At 72.4% G+C, this 16,996-nt stretch carries 21 protein-coding genes and 2 pseudogenes; 8 read left to right on the forward strand and 15 right to left on the reverse strand.

Features of this window, described 5'->3' with window-relative positions; genetic code table 11:
• Position 1 precedes the first annotated feature (1 nt).
• From ACWIX6_RS07320 to ACWIX6_RS07375, 12 genes are all read right to left on the reverse strand, one after another.
• A complete protein-coding gene (locus ACWIX6_RS07320; RefSeq protein WP_448616182.1) occupies positions 2-1,423 on the reverse strand; it encodes a phenylacetate--CoA ligase family protein in 1,422 nt (473 codons plus the stop codon).
• On the reverse strand, positions 1,420-1,644 hold the full coding sequence (locus ACWIX6_RS07325; RefSeq protein ID WP_448616183.1) for a ferredoxin: 225 nt from the start codon (positions 1,642-1,644) through the stop codon (positions 1,420-1,422). Before ACWIX6_RS07325 ends, ACWIX6_RS07320 begins: the two co-directional genes overlap by 4 nt.
• Entirely contained in the window at positions 1,641-2,870 is a 1,230-nt protein-coding gene (locus ACWIX6_RS07330; protein ID WP_448616184.1) for a cytochrome P450, read from the reverse strand. The genes ACWIX6_RS07325 and ACWIX6_RS07330 overlap by 4 nt, the downstream gene beginning before the upstream one ends.
• A complete protein-coding gene (locus tag ACWIX6_RS07335) occupies positions 2,867-4,000 on the reverse strand; it encodes a thiolase family protein (protein WP_448616185.1) in 1,134 nt (377 codons plus the stop codon). Before ACWIX6_RS07335 ends, ACWIX6_RS07330 begins: the two co-directional genes overlap by 4 nt.
• Position 4,001: 1 nt before the next feature.
• A complete protein-coding gene (locus tag ACWIX6_RS07340; RefSeq protein ID WP_448616186.1) occupies positions 4,002-4,376 on the reverse strand; it encodes a Zn-ribbon domain-containing OB-fold protein in 375 nt (124 codons plus the stop codon).
• 39 nt (positions 4,377-4,415) lie between these two features.
• Positions 4,416-5,150 carry an SDR family oxidoreductase gene (locus tag ACWIX6_RS07345; protein WP_448616187.1) on the reverse strand — a complete coding sequence of 245 codons (735 nt, stop codon included), beginning with the start codon at positions 5,148-5,150 and terminating at the stop codon, positions 4,416-4,418.
• Positions 5,147-5,476, reverse strand: coding sequence for an EthD family reductase (locus ACWIX6_RS07350; RefSeq protein WP_448616188.1), 330 nt, complete (start codon positions 5,474-5,476; stop codon positions 5,147-5,149). The genes ACWIX6_RS07345 and ACWIX6_RS07350 overlap by 4 nt, the downstream gene beginning before the upstream one ends.
• Positions 5,477-5,530: 54 nt before the next feature.
• A complete protein-coding gene (locus ACWIX6_RS07355) occupies positions 5,531-6,055 on the reverse strand; it encodes a hypothetical protein (protein ID WP_448616189.1) in 525 nt (174 codons plus the stop codon).
• A 16-nt stretch (positions 6,056-6,071) separates the two neighbouring features.
• Positions 6,072-6,848 carry an SDR family NAD(P)-dependent oxidoreductase gene (locus tag ACWIX6_RS07360; protein WP_448616190.1) on the reverse strand — a complete coding sequence of 259 codons (777 nt, stop codon included), beginning with the start codon at positions 6,846-6,848 and terminating at the stop codon, positions 6,072-6,074.
• A 20-nt stretch (positions 6,849-6,868) separates the two neighbouring features.
• A complete protein-coding gene (locus tag ACWIX6_RS07365; protein WP_448616191.1) occupies positions 6,869-7,642 on the reverse strand; it encodes a thioesterase family protein in 774 nt (257 codons plus the stop codon).
• A 163-nt stretch (positions 7,643-7,805) separates the two neighbouring features.
• Positions 7,806-8,696, reverse strand: coding sequence for a hypothetical protein (locus tag ACWIX6_RS07370; RefSeq protein ID WP_448616192.1), 891 nt, complete (start codon positions 8,694-8,696; stop codon positions 7,806-7,808).
• A complete protein-coding gene (locus tag ACWIX6_RS07375; protein WP_448616193.1) occupies positions 8,693-9,331 on the reverse strand; it encodes a MerR family transcriptional regulator in 639 nt (212 codons plus the stop codon). Before ACWIX6_RS07375 ends, ACWIX6_RS07370 begins: the two co-directional genes overlap by 4 nt.
• A 536-nt stretch (positions 9,332-9,867) precedes the next feature.
• Here ACWIX6_RS07375 and ACWIX6_RS07380 point away from each other — a divergent pair.
• The 4 genes and pseudogenes from ACWIX6_RS07380 to ACWIX6_RS07395 form a co-directional block, all read left to right on the forward strand.
• A complete protein-coding gene (locus ACWIX6_RS07380; RefSeq protein WP_448616194.1) occupies positions 9,868-10,044 on the forward strand; it encodes a hypothetical protein in 177 nt (58 codons plus the stop codon).
• 353 nt (positions 10,045-10,397) lie between these two features.
• Positions 10,398-11,048 (forward strand): annotated as a pseudogene (solA, locus tag ACWIX6_RS07385) (N-methyl-L-tryptophan oxidase); the annotation flags it as partial.
• Between the two features lie 85 nt (positions 11,049-11,133).
• Positions 11,134-11,514, forward strand: a complete 381-nt coding sequence (locus ACWIX6_RS07390) for an FAD-dependent oxidoreductase (RefSeq protein ID WP_448616981.1) — start codon at positions 11,134-11,136, stop codon at positions 11,512-11,514.
• A gap of 185 nt (positions 11,515-11,699) precedes the next feature.
• Positions 11,700-12,658: pseudogene (locus ACWIX6_RS07395) on the forward strand (aromatic ring-hydroxylating oxygenase subunit alpha); the annotation flags it as partial.
• A 110-nt stretch (positions 12,659-12,768) separates the two neighbouring features.
• On the opposite strand, the gene ACWIX6_RS07400 reads toward ACWIX6_RS07395, so the two are convergent.
• Positions 12,769-12,978, reverse strand: a complete 210-nt coding sequence (locus tag ACWIX6_RS07400; protein WP_448616195.1) for a hypothetical protein — start codon at positions 12,976-12,978, stop codon at positions 12,769-12,771.
• A complete protein-coding gene (locus tag ACWIX6_RS07405; RefSeq protein WP_448616196.1) occupies positions 12,975-13,352 on the reverse strand; it encodes a hypothetical protein in 378 nt (125 codons plus the stop codon). The genes ACWIX6_RS07400 and ACWIX6_RS07405 overlap by 4 nt, the downstream gene beginning before the upstream one ends.
• A gap of 818 nt (positions 13,353-14,170) precedes the next feature.
• Between ACWIX6_RS07405 and ACWIX6_RS07410 the strand changes: the two genes are divergently transcribed.
• Both ACWIX6_RS07410 and ACWIX6_RS07415 read left to right on the forward strand, forming a co-directional pair.
• Positions 14,171-14,311, forward strand: coding sequence for a hypothetical protein (locus ACWIX6_RS07410; RefSeq protein WP_448616197.1), 141 nt, complete (start codon positions 14,171-14,173; stop codon positions 14,309-14,311).
• A 1,269-nt stretch (positions 14,312-15,580) separates the two neighbouring features.
• Positions 15,581-15,733: a hypothetical protein gene (locus ACWIX6_RS07415; RefSeq protein ID WP_448616198.1), complete on the forward strand. Its 153-nt coding sequence runs from the start codon at positions 15,581-15,583 to the stop codon at positions 15,731-15,733.
• Positions 15,734-15,893: 160 nt separating this feature from the next.
• Here the strand turns inward: ACWIX6_RS07415 and ACWIX6_RS07420 are convergent, their stop codons facing one another.
• On the reverse strand, positions 15,894-16,097 hold the full coding sequence (locus ACWIX6_RS07420; protein WP_448616199.1) for a hypothetical protein: 204 nt from the start codon (positions 16,095-16,097) through the stop codon (positions 15,894-15,896).
• A 141-nt stretch (positions 16,098-16,238) separates the two neighbouring features.
• Here ACWIX6_RS07420 and ACWIX6_RS07425 point away from each other — a divergent pair, with 141 nt between their 5' ends.
• The gene (locus ACWIX6_RS07425) at positions 16,239-16,556 is read left to right on the forward strand and encodes a hypothetical protein (RefSeq protein ID WP_448616200.1); all 318 of its coding nucleotides are present in this window, start codon (positions 16,239-16,241) and stop codon (positions 16,554-16,556) included.
• Positions 16,557-16,785: 229 nt separating this feature from the next.
• A complete protein-coding gene (locus tag ACWIX6_RS07430; protein WP_448616201.1) occupies positions 16,786-16,959 on the forward strand; it encodes a hypothetical protein in 174 nt (57 codons plus the stop codon).
• Positions 16,960-16,996: the final 37 nt, after the last annotated feature.

Genomic DNA, 16,996 nt, shown 5'->3' on the forward strand with positions numbered 1-16,996 from the left:
GTCAGCCCCTGGGCCGGTTGTCTACCACCCGGCGGGCCTTGAACGTCTGCGCCTCCTGGGACCCCGGCGCCATGACCTGCACCGGCACCCGCACGTTCACCGCGCGCCGGATCCGGTCCTCCAGGTCGGCCTGCAGCCGCGGTGCCTCGGCCTCGGGCAGGTCGGCGTCCCGCTCCACCAGCACGGTGATCTCGTCCAGGTCCTGCGGCCGGTCCACCAGGATGCGGAACTCCGCCCCGGCGCCCGGGGTGGCGCGGACGGCGGCCTCCACGGCGGAGGGGTAGACGTTGGCGCCGCGGATCACCAGCATGTCGTCGATCCGCCCGAAGACGCCGCGGGGCAGCTTGGGGTAGGTGCGGCCGCACCGGCACGGGGCGTCGTCCAGCACGCCCTCGTCGCCCATCCAGAACCGGATCATCGGCTGGGACTCCCGCCACAGGTGGGTGGCCACCGTCGCCCCCGGCAGGCCGACCGGCACCGGCACGTTCGGGTCGTCCCGGCTCACCACCTCGGTGTAGTTCTCGTCCTGGAACAGGTGCACCCCGCCGCCGGGGTCCTCCAGGCAGCCGATGTTGGTGAGGAACGGGTACATCTCCGACGTCGACCCGGCGGCGCCGTCGATGACGGCCAGCTCGCCCCACTGCTCGGCCAGCCGCGCCCGGACGGCGGGGATGCTGCCGCCGGGCTCGCCGCCGACCAGCGCCAGCCCCACCGACGACCCGGACACCGGGGTGCCCAGCTCCTCGGCGCGGTGCGCCAGGTGCGCGAGGTAGGACGGCGTGGCGATCACCGCGTCCACGTCCAGCGCGTGCAGGAACTCGATCTGCCGCTCGGTGGGCACCATCGACCCGGTGGGGAAGCAGCCGGCGCCGAGCAGCTCGAGGGCCTGCACGTTGCCCCAGCCGCCGAAGAACATGGTGAACGGGAAGGTCACCTGCACCATGTCCCCGGGCCGGAACCCGGCGCACCACAGCCCCATGGCCATGGCCTGCCCGCAGCGGGCCCAGTCGGCGTGCGAGACGCCGTACATGGTGGGGCTGCCCATGGTCCCCGACGAGCCGTGCACCCGGGCGACGTCGCGCCGGTTGACGCCGAGGTAGCTGCCGAACGGCGGGTGCGCGGCCTGGTCGGCGACCAGGTCCTTCTTGGTCACCACCGGCACCTTGGTGGTGAAGTCCTCCAGCGAGCGGACCGAGTCGGGGGTGAGGCCGTGCGCGTCGTAGTGCCGGCGGTAGAAGGGCAGCGTCTCGTAGGCGTAGCGCAGCTGGTGCTGCACCCGCTCCAGGACGATCGCGTCGCGCTGCCGCGGCGGCATCGTCTCGCGCTCCTCGTCCCAGAAGCGCTTGAAGCCCTCGATCCGCTCGGCGGTGGAACGGCGCCGCGGCCCGGTCGACACTGTGGTCCCCGTCGTCGTCGCTGTCATCCTCGACCTCCCTCGATCGCCTGCACCGGGCAGGAGTCCACCGCCTCGTCGACGTCGTCCGCGGTCGCGTCGTCGTCCCGCACCACCCGGGCGCCCGGCTCGCCGGGGGCGAGCACCCGGGCGGTGCCGCCGTCGAGCACGAACAGGTCCGGCGCGATCTCCGTGCAGGTGCCCGAACCGACGCAGCGCGTCCGGTCGACCCGCACGGGCACGTCGGTCATCCGCCGAACCGCACCGGCAGCGCGGTGAGCCCGCGGCTGAGCAGCACCGGCTGCCAGGCCAGCTCCGCGTCCGGGTCCAGCCGCAGGCCGGTGAGCCGCTGCAGGGCACGGGGGATCGCGACGGCGCCCTCCAGCCGGGCCAGCGGCGCGCCCAGGCAGTAGTGCAGGCCGAAGCCGAACCCGACGTGCTGGTTGTCCGTCCGGGTGAGGTCGAGCCGGCCGGGGTCGGGGAAGACCGCCGGGTCGCGGTTGGCGCTGGGCGGGCAGAGGAACACCCGGGAGCCGGCCGCCAGGGTGTGCCCGCGCAGCTCCACGTCCTCCGCCATCAGCCGGACGACGGTCTTCGCCGGGCCGTCGTAGCGGAGGAACTCCTCGACCGCCCCGCCGATCGGCGCCTCGCCGGACTCCAGCAGCGCCCGCTGGTCGGGGTGCCGCAGCAGCGCGAGCAGGCCGTTGCCGATCAGGTTCGTCGTCGTCTCGTGGCCGGCGAACAGCAGCAGCACCCCGGTCGCCACCACCTCGTCGTGGCTGAGGGTGTCGCCCTCGTCGCGGGCCTGCACCAGCGCGGTGAGCAGGTCGTCGCGGGGGTTCTCGGCGACGTGCGCGGCCAGCTCGGTCAGGTAGTCGCGCAGCTCGAGCATGCCGCGGACGGCGCGGTCGTAGCGCTCGGGGCTGCCCAGGCCGGCGAACACCAGCGCGGTGATCGCGTCGGACCAGTCCTTGAACAGGTCCCGGTCCTCCTTGGGCACGCCGAGCATCTCGGCGACCACGCCGGCGGTGAGCGGGTAGGCGTAGGACCGGACCAGGTCGGCCGAGCCGGTGCCGGCGATCCCGTCGAGCAGCTCGTCGGCGAGCTCGCTGACCCGCGGGCGCAGCGCCTCCACCGAGCGGGGGGTGAAGGCGCGGCGGAGCAGCCGGCGCATCCGGGTGTGGTCCGGCGGGTCCTTGAAGACCATCCAGTCCTCGAGGACGGCGAAGGTCTGCCGCAGCGCCGGGTCGGTGTCCGGGCCGGACAGCTTCGCCTCGACGTAAGGGGTGATCCGGTCCGAGGAGTACCGCGGGTCGCGCAGCGCGGCGGAGACGTCGTCGAAGCGGGTGACGAACCAGGAGCGGTAGCGCGGGCTCCAGTGCACCGGGTCCTGCTCGCGGAGCGCCTCGAACACCGGGTAGGGGTCGGCGACGGCGGCGGGGGAGAGCAGGTCGTCGTCCAGCTCGGCCGCGGTCATCGACCCAGCACCGCCACGACGCAGGCGTTGCCGTCGATGCCGCTGACCCCGCCGCCCATGGTCTCGACCAGGCCGAGCCGGGCGCCCTCGACCTGGCGGCCGCCGGCCTCGCCGCGCAGCTGCCAGACCACCTCGGCGACCTGGGCCAGCCCGGTCGCGCCGAGCGGGTGGCCGCGGGAGAGCAGCCCGCCGGACGGATTGACCGGGGAGACGCCGCCGATCGCCGTCCGCCCGGACTCGGCGGCCTTGCCGCCGTCCCCGGGGCCGACGATGCCGAGCGCCTCGGTGGTGGCGACCTCGCCGATGGTGAAGGCGTCGTGCACCTCGAACAGGTCGACGTCCCCGGGGCCGGCGCCGGCCTGCTCGTAGGCGAGCGCCGCGGTGGCGGCGACCAGGTCGTAGCCCCAGACGTGCGGGGAGCGGTGGTCCCACAGGTCGCCGGAGCGCAGCGCCAGGCCGCGGACCGAGACGTGCCGCGGGTCGCCGTCGGCGGGAGCGAGCACCGCCGCGGCCGCGCCGTCCGAGGTCGGGCAGCACTGCAGCAGGGTGAGCGGGTCGGCGATCATCCGGGAGCCGAGCACCTGCTCGACGGTGTAGCTGCCGGAGTACTGGGCGCGCGGGTTGTGCAGCGCGTGCGCGTGGTTCTTCACCGACACCGCGGCCAGCTGCTCAGCGGTGGCGGCGCCGGTCTGCAGGTAGCGGTGCGCGGCCATCGCGTAGAGCGCGGGCAGCGCCAGGCCGGAGACGCCCTCCGCGTCGCTGTCCTCGGGGTGGATGGCGCCGCCGAACGCGGTGCTCATCTGCTCCAGGCCGAGCGCCAGCACCCGGCGGTAGCGGCCGAGGCGGATCGCCTCGTGGCCCTCGACCAGCGCCGTCGTCCCGCTGGCGCAGGCGTTCTCGAGGGTGACCACCGGGACGCCGGTGATGCCCAGTGCGGACAGCACCCGCTGGGCGACGCCAGGGGCGCCGAAGACGGTGCCGACGTAGACGGCGTCCACCTCCTCGGTGCCGGCGTCGGCGAGTGCCTCCCGGACGGCGTCCCAGGCCAGGTCGGCCAGGGGCCGGTCGGGCTGGCGGCCGAAGTGCGAGGTGCCCACGCCGTGCACGGCGACGTCCAGGTCCCGGGCCATGTCAGACCTCCTCGGCGGTCAGGTCGCCGCCCTCGCCGGACGGGGTGAGCCGGAGCCGCGTGCCGACCGGCACGGCTTCCGTCCCGGGCAGGTGGGCGAGGACCCGCGGGCCGTCGTCCAGGTCGAGGTAGGCCAGCGCGTACGGCGGCTCCCGGCCGGGGACGGGGATGCGGACCACGGTCGCGCTCCACACCGTGCCCTCCGGGCCGAACTCGGCGGGCTCGACCGGCCCGCGGCAGGCCGGGCAGCGCGGCCGGGGGAAGGCGGTGGGATGCCCGCAGCTGGTGCAGCGCACCCCGGCGACCACCGCCCCGCCCGAACCGGCGACGACCCGCGGCCGGGGGTCGAGCCCGGCCGGCACTCCTGTGCGTGACACAGGACACAGGTTAGGCAAACGACTGTTTGCTGTCCAGGGTCAGAGGGAGATGCCGCCGTCCACCATGACCGTCTGGCCCTGCACCATCGCGGCGCCCGGGCTGCTGATCCACTCGATGGCGGCGACGACGTCGGCCAGCTCCACGCCGCGGCCGCTGGGGTTGGCCTTGGCCGCGGCGTCCAGCCGGTCCTGGGCCTGGTCGCCGAACATGGTGCGGAACGCCGGGGTGTCCAGCGCTCCGGCGGAGACGGTGTTGGCCCGCACCCCGCGCGGGGCCAGCTCCCGCGCCAGGTACCGGACCAGCGCCTCGCCGAGGGCCTTGCTCGGGCCGAGCGCGACGTAGCTGGGCACGTAGGAGCGCGCGCCGCGGCTGCTGACGTAGACCAGGCTGCTCCCGCGCTGGAGCACCGGCAGCAGGCCCTGGGTGAGCGGGACAAGCGAGGTGCCGTTCACCGCGATCGCCTCGGCCAGCTTCGCCGGGTCGATCTCCAGCGCGGCCCCGGTGACGGCAAGGGCGGCGCAGTGCACATAGAGGTCGAGGGAGTCGGTGACCGCCCGGGTTCCGTTGACGACCGCGGCCACGCCGTCCGCCGTCCCGACGTCGGCCTTGACCAGGTGCGGCTTCCCGCCGGCCGCCGTGACGGCGGCGGCCGCCTGCTCCGCGGCGTCGTCGTTCGCGTGGTAGTTGATCACCACGTCGTGGCCGAGGCCGGCCCAGTGCTCGGCGACGGCGCGGCCTATGCCGGACGAGCCGCCGGTGACGAGGACGGTCACAGCGGGACCTCGTGCTCCTCGCCCATCCCGACGGTGAGCGTCACGCCGAAGCGCTCGATCATCCCGCCGGCGTCGGCGCGCATCCCACCCCACTCGGCGGAGTGCTCGGCGGCCTCGAGGTCGGCCTTGGAGTCGAAGTGCAGCTCGGCGACCCGGTAGAAGGCGGACTGACCGCCCTCGAGTCCGTCGCTGGTGCGGACGGCGACCAGCCGGCGCATGTTCGGGGTCTTCGCCGCGACGGCCAGGTGGACGTCGCGGTAGTGCTGCTCGAAGGCCTCCTCGTCCTCCGGGCGGGGGGCGGACCAGATGGCGATGAGCTTGTACACGGGCGCTCCTGGGGTCGGGGTTCTCGGCACCGTATTGGCAAACGTCCGTTTGGTCTAGGGCCCCAGGTCGACTGCGCCGAGCGCCGCGCCGGACGCGTCCAGCGCCGTCACCGGTAGTGGTCTCCGGGTCCAGACGACGAGTGCGCAGCCGTGGCCGGGGACCCTCGTCTGCCGCGTTCCGACCTGTAGGACGGCGACCTCCCGGGCGACGCGCAGCTGCGCCCACCGGACCCAGCCGTTCCTCCGCCAGCGGCTCGACGTCCGCGCGGTGCCACCTCCGCTGGTGCTCGTCGCCGGGCTGCCGAGCTCGGCGAGTCCGGGACGGGGCTGGACGGCGTCGTGCCCGGGCCCGCCGCCACCACCGAGCATCCGCCAGCTGCCGCGGACCAGCTCGAGCGTGTGCACGTCGAGCAGCGGGACGCCGCTGACGCCGCGGCGGAGGAACATCGTGGCGGCGACGTCGCCGTCCCGGTCCACGGCCAAGGGAACGTGGCGGACGCGGCGGCTGATCCGCGCACTATCCGCGGGGGGCGCGCCCTCGAGCAGCCGCAGGCTCTCGGCGAGGGCGTCGTAGCTCACGGCTCGGCTGCCTCGGTCAGTGCAGCGACCAGCCGCCGTCCACCGCCAGCGTGCTGCCGGTGATGTAGGAGCCGGCGTCGCTGGCCAGCAGGAGCAGCGGGCCGACGAGCTCCTCGGGGCGTCCGAGCCGGCCCATCGGGGTGCGGGCGAGCACGCCGTTCATGCCCTTGTCGGTCTCGAGCAGCGGCCCGGTGAGCTCGGAGGGGAAGAAACCGGGGGCGAGGGCGTTGACCCGGATCCCGTAGCGACCGGTCCACTGCATGGCCAGGTCGCGGGTGAGGCCGAGCAGCCCGGCCTTGGAGGCGCTGTAGGCGGCCTGCGGGACATCGCTGCCGGAGAACGCCAGGGTCGAGGCGATGTTGACGATCGACCCGCCGTGCCCGGCGGCGACCATCGCGCGGGCGGCGGCCTGGGCCATGTGGTGGGCGCCGGCCAGGTTGACCTGGAGGACGGACTCGAACTCGGCCGGGTCCTGCTTCAGGGCGGGGCCGGCGGCGCTGGTGCCGGCGTTGTTGACCAGCACGTCGATGCGGCCCAGCTCGTCGACCGTCCGCCCGACGACGACGGCGCAGTCGGCGGGCCGGCTGACGTCGCCGACGACGGGGAGGCACCGCCGCCCGGTCTGCCGCACCTCCTCGGCCACGGCCTCGAGGCGGTCGGCGCGCCGGCCGGTGACGACGACGTCGGCACCGGCGTGCGCGAGGGCAACGGCGAAGGTGGCGCCGAGGCCGGAGGAGGCGCCGGTGACGACGGCGACCCGGCCGTCGAGGCGGAAGAGGTCTGTCGTCGACATGGCGGTGATGATGTCCCGACTCAGCGGGCCTGGACCAGGAGGGGCTGGGAGACCTCGCCGATGGCGCCGCGGGCGTCGGAGATGGTGCCGAGGCAGAGGCCGATGCCGTCGGCGGCGATCTGGGTGCGGCAGGCCAGGTGCACCCAGTCGCCGTCGGGCTCGCGGGTGAGGTGGGTGGTCATGCCCGGGGGGATGGACCACCAGTCGCCGAGGGGCAGCTCGAGGGAGATGCCGTTGGCGGCGTCGGCGGCGACGAGGGTGCGGTCCAGGCCGGTCGGGTCCTGGCCGGCGATGAGGGGGACCCGGAGCCGGGTCCAGACGTCGGCGGGGCCGGGCTTCTCGGGGGAGCCGGCGGTGTAGCGCCAGTCGATGGCCTGGCCGTACCCCCAGTCGGGGAGGTGGGGGAAGACCTGGTCGGACTCGTCGGGGACGGGTGGCGGCGGGGTCAGCTCGGTGACGACGGGCGGGGTGGGGCCGGTGGCGAGGGACCAGACCCGGGCGACGGCGACGGTGCGGCCGTCGACGGTCATGGCGGCCTCGGTGAGGTCGATCCGGCGGCCGGGGCGGACGGGGGAGACCTCGACGGTGAGCTCGCGGCGGGGGATGGGCCCGAGAAAGTCGACGCTGATCCTTGCCGCCCGCATGTGGTCGCCCGCGGCGGCGGTCGCGAGGTGCGCGAGCAGCGCGGACGGCGGCCCGCCGTGCTGGGCGGAGTGGTCCCAGGGGCTCTCGGTGGCCCGGGAGGGTGCGAACCGGTTCTCACCGAGCGGCAGGTAGAAGGCCTCGAGGTCCATGGTGGGCAGTCTCGCCGAGGGGAGGACGGCGACGGTCGGCAGGTGCAGGGCGGCGTCAGCCGGCCGATGACCGCCGCTCCCGCGTGGGCCCGTGCCCGCGAATCGCACGTGCACGGTGATGTGCGAGCAGGGGCAGCTCCCTACCCGGATGCGGAAGGTCCGGTCAGCCCAGGAAGCCCAGCGGCTGGGTGACCGGGATGCCGGCGAGGGCCTGCAGGGTGAGCAGCACGAGGAGGACGGCGTAGCCGGCGGACGCGAGCGCCACGACGCGGAACCGGGTGCCCGAATCGGCCAGCGCGGGCACGCGGCGGGCGAGGGCCTCCAGGCCGAGGGCAAGCAGCGGCAGGGCCTGGAGGGCGTGCATGCCGACGAAGTGGGGCACGCGCAGGTCGCCGCCGGTGGTGCTCCAGCCCAGCAGCGGGAGGCCCGGGCCGTCGTCCGGGACGCCGACGGCGTGCGCGCCGGCCACCCCGGCGAAGCTCTCGAGCTGCTCGGGCGTCGGCGACGTCATGAGGAAGGCCACCGCCATGCCGGCCAGCCCGATGACCAGGCCGGCCCGGACGGCGAGCTGCCGGGCGGCGTCGTCCGGGCTGCGCCACAGCATCGCCGCGAGGACCAGGGTGACTAGCCACACGACGGCGATCGCCGTCCCCATGGTCGACCACAGCGTCGTGGCCAGCGGGGAGGAGACGTTGAAGTGGCTCGTGGTGCCGGCGGCGACGGCGCCGACGATGACGACCATCTCGATGAGCAGCGCGGCGCTGATGACGACGGCACCGATCCGGCCGACCCGCTGGCGGCGCTCGGGCAGCCGGTCGAGCAGCCAGGCGATGGTGACGGCGTAGATGCCGATGGAGAGGGCGAACTTCAGCGGCTTGAGCCAGCCGTTGCGCCCGCTGATCTGTACCGGGTCGATGACAGTGAGGAGCGCGGTGACCACCGCGGTGGCGGTCATCAGGGCGGCGAGGGCCATGAGCGGCCGGTTCGCCGGCCACGTCGCCGGCCGGGGGAGCGGCGGGCGAGTGGCGGTGGGGCGTTGGTCGAGGGCGGTCATGACGGGCTCCCGGGGGTGGGTCCGAAGCGGCGGTAGGACTCGTTGGCCTGGGCCATGCGGCGCAGCCCGGCGAGGAGGGCGTCACCGAGCACGGTGCCGACGACGACGGTCTGCGCCGCCGTCGCCGTGCCCGCGTCGAGGTTCTTGCTGATGCAGTCGAGGTCGGCGGTGGCGATGACCTCCGCGGCCTGGATGTAGCCCGGCAGGGTGGCGATGAGGTCGTCGCGGCCGAGCGCGCGGTAGCGGTCGAGCACGGCGGCGGCCGCCGGGAGGCCGGGGTTGTCGTCGAAGACCTCCCACCCCTGCGCCTCTGCCGCCTCCTTGACCTGCCGGAGTGCGTCCGCCGTCGGCGGGGTGGCAGCGCGGGGGAGCGAGGCCTGGGCGATGCCCAGGGTGTCGCCGAAGGGGTGGGCTGGGTCGTCGGCGGCGGCGAGCACGTCGCGGGCAGCGGCGACGCTGAGCCCGCCGACCTCGATGAGCGACCGGATCAACTGCAGGCGAGCCAGGTGCTCCTCGCCGTACTCGGTCTGGTTGTAGCCGGTGCGCTCGCCGGCCGGCAGGAGACCCTCGCGGGCGTACCACTTGATGGACGCCGCGCTGACGCCGCTGCGGGCGGCGAGGTCGGAGATGCGCACGGCGATAGTCTTACTATCGATAGCGTTTCTGTCAACGGCTGGAACGGTGCGCCGTCCCGCTCACCGGTCGGCAGCGCGTCAGCCCTTCGGATGGACGCCACCGAATTCGCATGGTGTGCCATCCAGTTTGGCTCCCCGTTGTCCGATGACCCGAAGGTGCGGATCAACCGGATGGCGCCCGAGACCGCCACGCCCCGGGTGATCGCCCGGACTGCCGGGCTGCTGACTGCGGTCGGGGCCTGGCGGCCGTGGCGCTCGTGGTCGGGACGCCGGGCGGGCAGGCGCGTTCCCCCGGCGGTGATCGACCACGCTCTGTTCACCGCGTGCGTGAGGCTGGCGGTCATGCGCTGGGGCAACCGGGTGCCGCGGGTCCTCTACCAGGTGCTGGCTCAGGCGTGCCGGCGACCCCCACCCGGGTCGAGCAGTGCGCGCACTCGCTCAGTCAGCTGCTGGCACGAGTCTTCTGCACCCACCGATCCACGTTGGGCTTGGGCAGTGGAAGCTGGGGCGGCGGGTTGCTCGTCGGCACGGTTCCGGTGACCGCCTTCCGGGTCCCATACGTCGGCGAGCTGGGCTGGGAGCTCTACACCGACGCCGCCACCGGGCTGTGGCTCTGGGACACGCTCTGGGCGGCCGGTCAGGAGCACGGAGTGGTCGCCGCCGGGCGGAGCGCGCTGTCCAGCGTGCGGCTGGAAAAGGGCTACCGGTCCTGAGGCGCCGACCTGACCACCGAGCACGACCCGTACGAGGCAGGGCTGGGCTTCGCCGTCCGGATCGAGAAGGGCGACTTCGTGGGCCGGGACGCGCTGGCACGCCGTCCGCACGACCGGCGGCTGGCCTGCCTGACCCTCGACGACCCGGCCACGATGGTGATGGGCTGCCGGCCGAGCTGGCCGTGCCGGGCACGGCGGTGACCATCGACTACTTCGCCCGGCCGGTCGCTGCGACCGTGGCCGAGGAACCGCTGGTCAATCCGGGCATGACCCGGATCCGGCGCTGAGACGACGACGCAGGAGGAGCAGGACACCTGGCGACGTACGACGTGATCGTGGTGGGCCTCGGCGGCATGGGCAGCGCGGCCGCCGCGCACCTCGCCGCCCGGGGGCAGCGGGTGCTCGGCCTGGAGCGGTTGGGCCCGGCGCATGACCGGGGCTCCAGTCACGGCGGCTCCCGGATCACCCGGCAGTCCTACTTCGAGGACCCGGCCTACGTGCCGCTGCTGCTACGCGCCTACGAGCTGTGGGACCAGCTGGCCGACGACTCCGGCGCCGACGTGATCACGCTGACCGGCGGGGTGTTCCTCGGCCGCCCGGACAGCCTCACCGTCGCCGGCAGCCTGCGCGCGGCCCGGGAGTGGGGGCTGCCGCACGAGCTGCTGGACGCCGGGGAGATCCGGCGCCGGTTCCCGACGCTCACCCCGGCCGAGGACGAGGTGGGGCTGTACGGGACGGCCGCCGGCTTCGTCCGCCCGGAGGTCACGGTCGCCGCGCACCTAACCCTGGCCGGGCAGCGGGGCGCCGAGCTGCATTACGACGAGCCGGTCACCGAGTGGTCGGCGACGGCGGGCGGCGGCGTCCGGGTGCGGACCGCGGCGGGGGAGTACACCGCCGGGCAGCTGGTCATCTGCCCCGGCGCCTGGGCACCGGAGCTGCTGGCCGACCTGGGCGTGCCGTTCACCGTCGAGCGGCAGGTCATGTACTGGTTCCAGCCCACCGGCGGCGTGGGCCCCTACGCCCCGGACCGGCACCCGATCTACATCCACGAGGACACCCGACGGGACCCAGATCTACGGCTTCCCGGCGATCGACGGGCCGGACGGCGGCGCCAAGGTGGCGTTCTTCCGCCACGGCACGCCGTGCAGCCCGGACACGATCGACCGGGAGGTGCACCCGGACGAGGTCGCGTTCATGGCCGAGCACCTGGCCGGCGTGCTGCCCACGCTGCCCGGCCGGTACCTCACCGCGGCCACCTGCATGTACACCACCACGCCGGACCAGCACTTCGTGATCGCGCAGCACCCGCAGCACGCCGCCGTGACGGTGGCTTGCGGCTTCTCCGGGCACGGCTTCAAGTTCGTGCCGGTGGTCGGCGAGATCCTCGCCGACCTCGCCACCACGGGGGCGACGAAGCACCCGATCGACCTGTTCGACCCTCGCCGTCCGGCCCTGGAGGCCACCCCATGACCACAACCGAACAGCCCCCCGCCGGCGCGGCTCCTCCGGCCACCCTTCTGCCGACCCTGCCCGGCAATTGCTACACCGACCCGGACGGCTTCGCCCGGGAGCGGACGCGGGTGTTCGAGGCGATCTGGTGCTGCGCCGTCCGCAGTGCCGAGCTCGCCGATCCGGGCAGCTTCCGCCGGGTCCAGGTGGGCCGGGAGAGCGTGCTGGTGGTCCGGGGTCGGGACGGTGCCCTGCGCGCTTTCCTCAACGTCTGCCGGCACCGCGGGGCGTTGCTGTGCACCGAGGAGTCCGGGCAGACCAAGCGGATGCTGAGGTGTCCGTACCACGCGTGGTCCTACGGGCTGGACGGGACGCTGGTTGGCGCGCCGGACCTGCGGAACACGCCCGACGTCGACCGGGTCGCGAACGGGTTGGTGCTGGTGCAGCGGCCGGAGTGGCTCGGCTACGCCTGGGTGTGCCTGGCCGACGACCCGACGTCGTTCGAGGACGAGGTGCAGGGGGCGGTGACCGAGCGGCTGGGTGACCCGGCGGCGATCGAGGGCTACGGCGTCGAGCGGCTGACCCTGGGGCGGCGCATCCGTTACGACGTGCGCGCCAACTGGAAGCTGATCGTCGAGAACTTCATGGAGTGCTACCACTGCGCGACGATCCATCCCGAGCCCACCCACGTGCTGCCGGAGTTCGCCCGGGGGTACGCCGCGCAGTCCTTCGTCGGGCACGGGGGGGGGGGGGGGGGGGGGTGCCCGGCGCGCAGGGCTTCACCGTCGACGGGAGCGCCGGCTTCCCGGCGCTGCCGGGCGTCGGCGCCGACCAGGACCGCCGTTACTACGCGGCCACGATCAAGCCGACGGTGTTCCTGAACCTTGTGCCCGACCACGTAATCGTGCTGCGGATGACGCCGCTGGCCGTTGATTCCACGCAGGTGGAGTGCGATTGGTTGTACGCGCCCGAGGTGGTCTCGTCCGGCTCGGACGTCGACAGGTCGGTCCAGCTGTTCCACCGGGTCAACCTGCAGGACTTCGCCGCCTGCGAGCGCACCCAGCCCGGGATGAGCTCGCGGGCGTACGCGGCCGGCGGCGTGCTGGTTCCGGCTGAGCACCACCTGAGCGCCTTCCACGGCTGGGTGCGCGACCGGATCGACTGACCCGACTACCCGGTGCGCTGCCCTGGCTGGTGTCCGGTCATCGTGCCGGAGCAGGTCGGGCAGTCGCCGTCGACCGGGTCGCGCTCGGCTGGGCGCCGACCGCCTGAGCTCTATGCGCTGAGCCGGCCGTGCAGGTGACCGCCGAGGCCGAAGTAGCTCTCGTCGGCGCGGCGGACGGCGCAGCTGTGCGCGGCTCCAGGGCCGCGCTGCTCCCGCAGCCGTCGGGCCGAGCGCTCGCCGCTGACGAGGTCGTGCAGCCACTTCTCGAGATCGCCGCCGTCGGACGGCACGTCGTCGTGCGAGCCCTTGCGAGTCTTCACGCTCTCCTTCTCGGCGGCCTCACCAGCGACGTTGACACCAGTGACGCCAGCCCGGCACACCCATCCCAGCGGCCCCACGGCTCTCCTTCGGTGCGTCCGCCGGGCCGGACGTCAGCGCGGCGATGTTGGGTCGTCGCCGCTGGGGCGACGCAGTCCTGGCCCTGCTCGGCGACGAGCGGCGTGCCGCCGTCTCCGGCGTAGAGAACCGCGCCGCCGTAGCGGAGAAGAAAGGTCTCGGGTAGGGCCTTGGCGGACTGGTCGTAGGACTCGTGGCCGCCCTCAGCGAAGCGGAGCAGGTTGAGCATGACCACGGGACCGCCGGGGTCCTCGTGAGGGCAGCGCTTGAGGTCTACACCGCGGGGGGCGATCGCCATGTGCCGAGGCTACCGGCGTTCTTCCTTTGGCAGCGGGGCGATCAGACCGTTTCCGGGACCCGCATGTGGGCGACGGCGAGGTCCCTCTCGGCGATGTCGGTGATGCGGGCGCCCATGGCCTGGGCGAACTGCTCGCGCATGTGCTTGGCCTGCTTGCGGACCAGCGCGAGTGCGTCGCGGCTCTCGAAGGCGGTGACGCTGACCAGCAGCCCTGCGGTGGGGATGCCGAAACCGTCGTCGTGAGCCGAGGAGCTGTGCAGCGTTGTCCGGCATGCCGTCCAGCGGAATCACCCGCCCGATGACCACCGGCAACCTTATGGCTGACTGCGAACGCTAGTGCCGGGACAACCTCCGCCGCCGGGGGGTTCCTGCAGCGAGCGGGACGACGCTCCGCCTGATCGCCGCTCCGGTGGATACCCCGCAGGCGCCACGCCGCGGCACCTTCCGGTCCGGCCCCCGATGGCCGGGCATTCCCGTCGCGCGAACCAGCTGAACCAAGCCTTTGCTGCAGGCGCGGGCCAATCTGGACGTCTGACCTGGTGCGCTTGAGCGCCCGGCCACGAATGGGGCCTGCGACCGAGGCCAGTCGGCTCGGCAGGAGGGTGGGCTTCGTGGTGGGATTTGGTGGGGTGCTGTGGGGGTGGACGGCGGCGTCGCGATCGTGACGCTGACGTACCGGACCGGCGCAACACGCTGACACCGGCGCTGGCGGACGAGCTCATCGCGACGTTTGACGGGGTGGACGCCAAGACGGAGATCGGCGCCCTGGTGATCCGGGCGGTCGGGAAGTCGCTCCGCGCCGGTGGGACATCGCGACGATGACATCGGCCGGCAAGGACCCGGCCGCGCCGGGGGCCTACGAGGGCATGGGCAAGATCTACGACTTCCTCTACCGGATGGGCCAGGTTCGCGTGCCGGCCGTGGCGGCGGTGCGCCGCTCGGTGGTGGGCGCGGCATGAAGACGCTGCTGGCGGCGGACCGGCGCTTCGTAGCTCGTAATGCCCGGCTGCTGTGCGGCTTTCTGAAGCGCGGGATGCACCCATGCGGTGGGCACTTCGTCTTCCTGTTCGCGGCTGATCGGCCGCGAGGCGGCGGCCGCGATAGCGCTGTTCGGCGAGGCGATCAACGGGCGACAAAGGCGGTAGAGCCAGGCCTGGCCCGGGAGCCGGTCGACCACGCCTTTGCCGAGGACCAGGCGGTAGAGCTGGCTAGTCGGGTGCCGCGGAGCCGCAAGGCGCGGGCGGCGGGTGGGCAGACGGCGGATCTGTGCCCGTTCTTCGGTGTCACATCGCTCGGCCCGGCGCGCTCTTCTACTCACGGGGAGAAGGCGTTTTGCAGTCGGCGTAGTGAATGGCACGTCATTGCAGCTTGGTTTTGGACAGTAGCTTGACGGAGTGTAAGCGTTGACGTCAGCCCACGATGCCATTCGGCTCGGACGCGTCCCTTAGTTTTGCGACTACCATTTCGGCGGCCGCGGAAGGCATTTCGGTAAATCCGCCGAGGAACATGTTTTTGTTGAGTCCTGTTTCCTCCTGGATAAACCCTTCGAAGCGGAACCGCACTGGCTGCGGTGCCTCAAGTACTACTTTCATGGGGATGACAACCCTGAATCGGTAATGGCTACCCGGCCACGGAGCTTCTTGTTTTGAGAGAGGCGTGACTGGTGGTCCCGTCACTATTCCGCGAGCTATAAATCCCTTGCCGCCTAGCCAGAAAAGTAAGTCGTCACCGATGGTCGCTCTAATCCGCCGGCCGAAAGGCGACGCGGGAATGCCCCAGATACCGTGCGCCTTCGCTATGTCCCAATTCCCCGGCTGTTTGGCACCGATTGTGCATAAGTACCATGCCATATTAGCGATCTCCTTCGAAGGCGCGCATCGGTTTTCGATCGGGGAGCGGCTGTGCGGGCGGCAGCCTACGCGTGTGTCGGCGCGACGTCTACACCGTTCAGCGTAACCCCCACACGCTGAGTTGAGTGGCAAAAATCAAGCCGTCCATGAGGCACTCAATTTCGGGTCGTGGAATGTCTCCATACCGGCCGCGCGGCCCGATTCACGCGCTTGCCTCGTGTCAATGTGGAATGCAGCGACGCTATGCCTACAGGAAGGAGAACAACCTAGCGCTTTCCTTTAAGGCGGGGGCAACCCATGGCAAAAGCTGTCCCGCAGCCGGCGAATCTCCCGAGCTAGGCGCTCCTGCTCAGTTCTACGAGGAGGGTGCGGGTGTAGATGGGCAAGTTCGACGCCACTGCCCGCCACCTCGAAGGTCGCCCGATGCCGGTAGAGACCGAACTGATGCTTGCCGGGCTCGTCGCTTCGGCGACGGTCACCGGGGAGAGCGTGACATCTAGGACACGGCTGGGATGGAGTGGCCCGAGCTGACCTAGCTGACGCCTGAGTACACCGCCCCGGTGCAGCAGGGGAGCAAACTCAAGTGCACGCCCTGCTGGTTCGCTTGCAACCCCGATTTCGCGATAGAGGACACCTTGCTGAAGCACACCGGGCGCGGGCAACTTGTTCAGACTCTTCGGCGAACCCGATGTCACCGCGCCATCGGCCGAAGCAGCTGGCCAGCTCGAACCGACTCGACCAGCGTCTCGAAGAACACGTCCGCCTGCTCTCCCGGCACCCAGCGCACTCCTGCGCCGAACGTGCCGCTGAGGTTCTCCATCCCGAACGCAGCTAGCACCTCGTTGCGGCTGTACCAGGCATGAACGTGCAGCGGACGCGGCCCAGCGATCTCCACGGTCCGAGCGACGCGGTGGATGCGGTCGTGAAGGACTCGGCTGGGCTCCCGCGGCTCCATGGCCGACTGCGAACGCTGGCCTCCCGGGGCGGCCCCGGTGTCGTTCCAAGGCTCCTGCTCGGGATCTCGTAGCATCGCGGTGTGTCAGGGGAGCTCTCGCTCTTCGGCGATGACTCATCTGATGAGCCGGATCAACCGGTCAGCCGCGAGGCTCCGGTGGCAGATTGGCTGGTCGATCGGATGAGGAAGGCACTGACCGACCGCGGCCTGACGACTATGGCCGAGCGCCAGACGGCGATTGAGATCATCGCTGGGCGGTCCATCGACTCCCTGCGGTCCCTGACGCGTGCAGAGGCTCTGCGCGTCGTGGAGCAATTGGGTTCTGCGTCAGCTGCCTCGACGAGATCGACGTCGGCGTGGGATCAGCGCGACGAGGACACCTGGATCGACCGACTCTGACGGGGACCGCCGTCTGTCCCAACAGCCGCATCGACTGGCATAGGCGCTGACTTGATCGGCTTCGAAGCGGGGCATGCGTGTCGAGGCGATGCGGACGGGATCCCGACCGCTTGCACCAGCCCAGCAATGGCGGGGTGGGCCTACCCACGTGTGGGCACGGCTGCCGCAGAGGAATGCCGCTCGGTCTCCCGCTGGGGCCCTGCGCCTCACCTTACGTGCGCTGGAACCCGTGCGCCTGGGCATGGGGCTCTGGTCGGTGGCCGCCTCGGTCGGACTGATCGATCAGTCCGCTGAAGACCGGCTCTTACTGCGTCCTACGCGAGCGGCTTGCGGGCTCACGTCGGGCGACGCCTACGACGGCACAGTGGCCGAGTCGCAGATCAGCCTGTACATGGACTGCTGAACGTCTCCGACGGGTGCTGTCGGATCGCGTCACATCC

The sequence above is a fragment of the Modestobacter sp. URMC 112 genome (assembly GCF_053502575.1).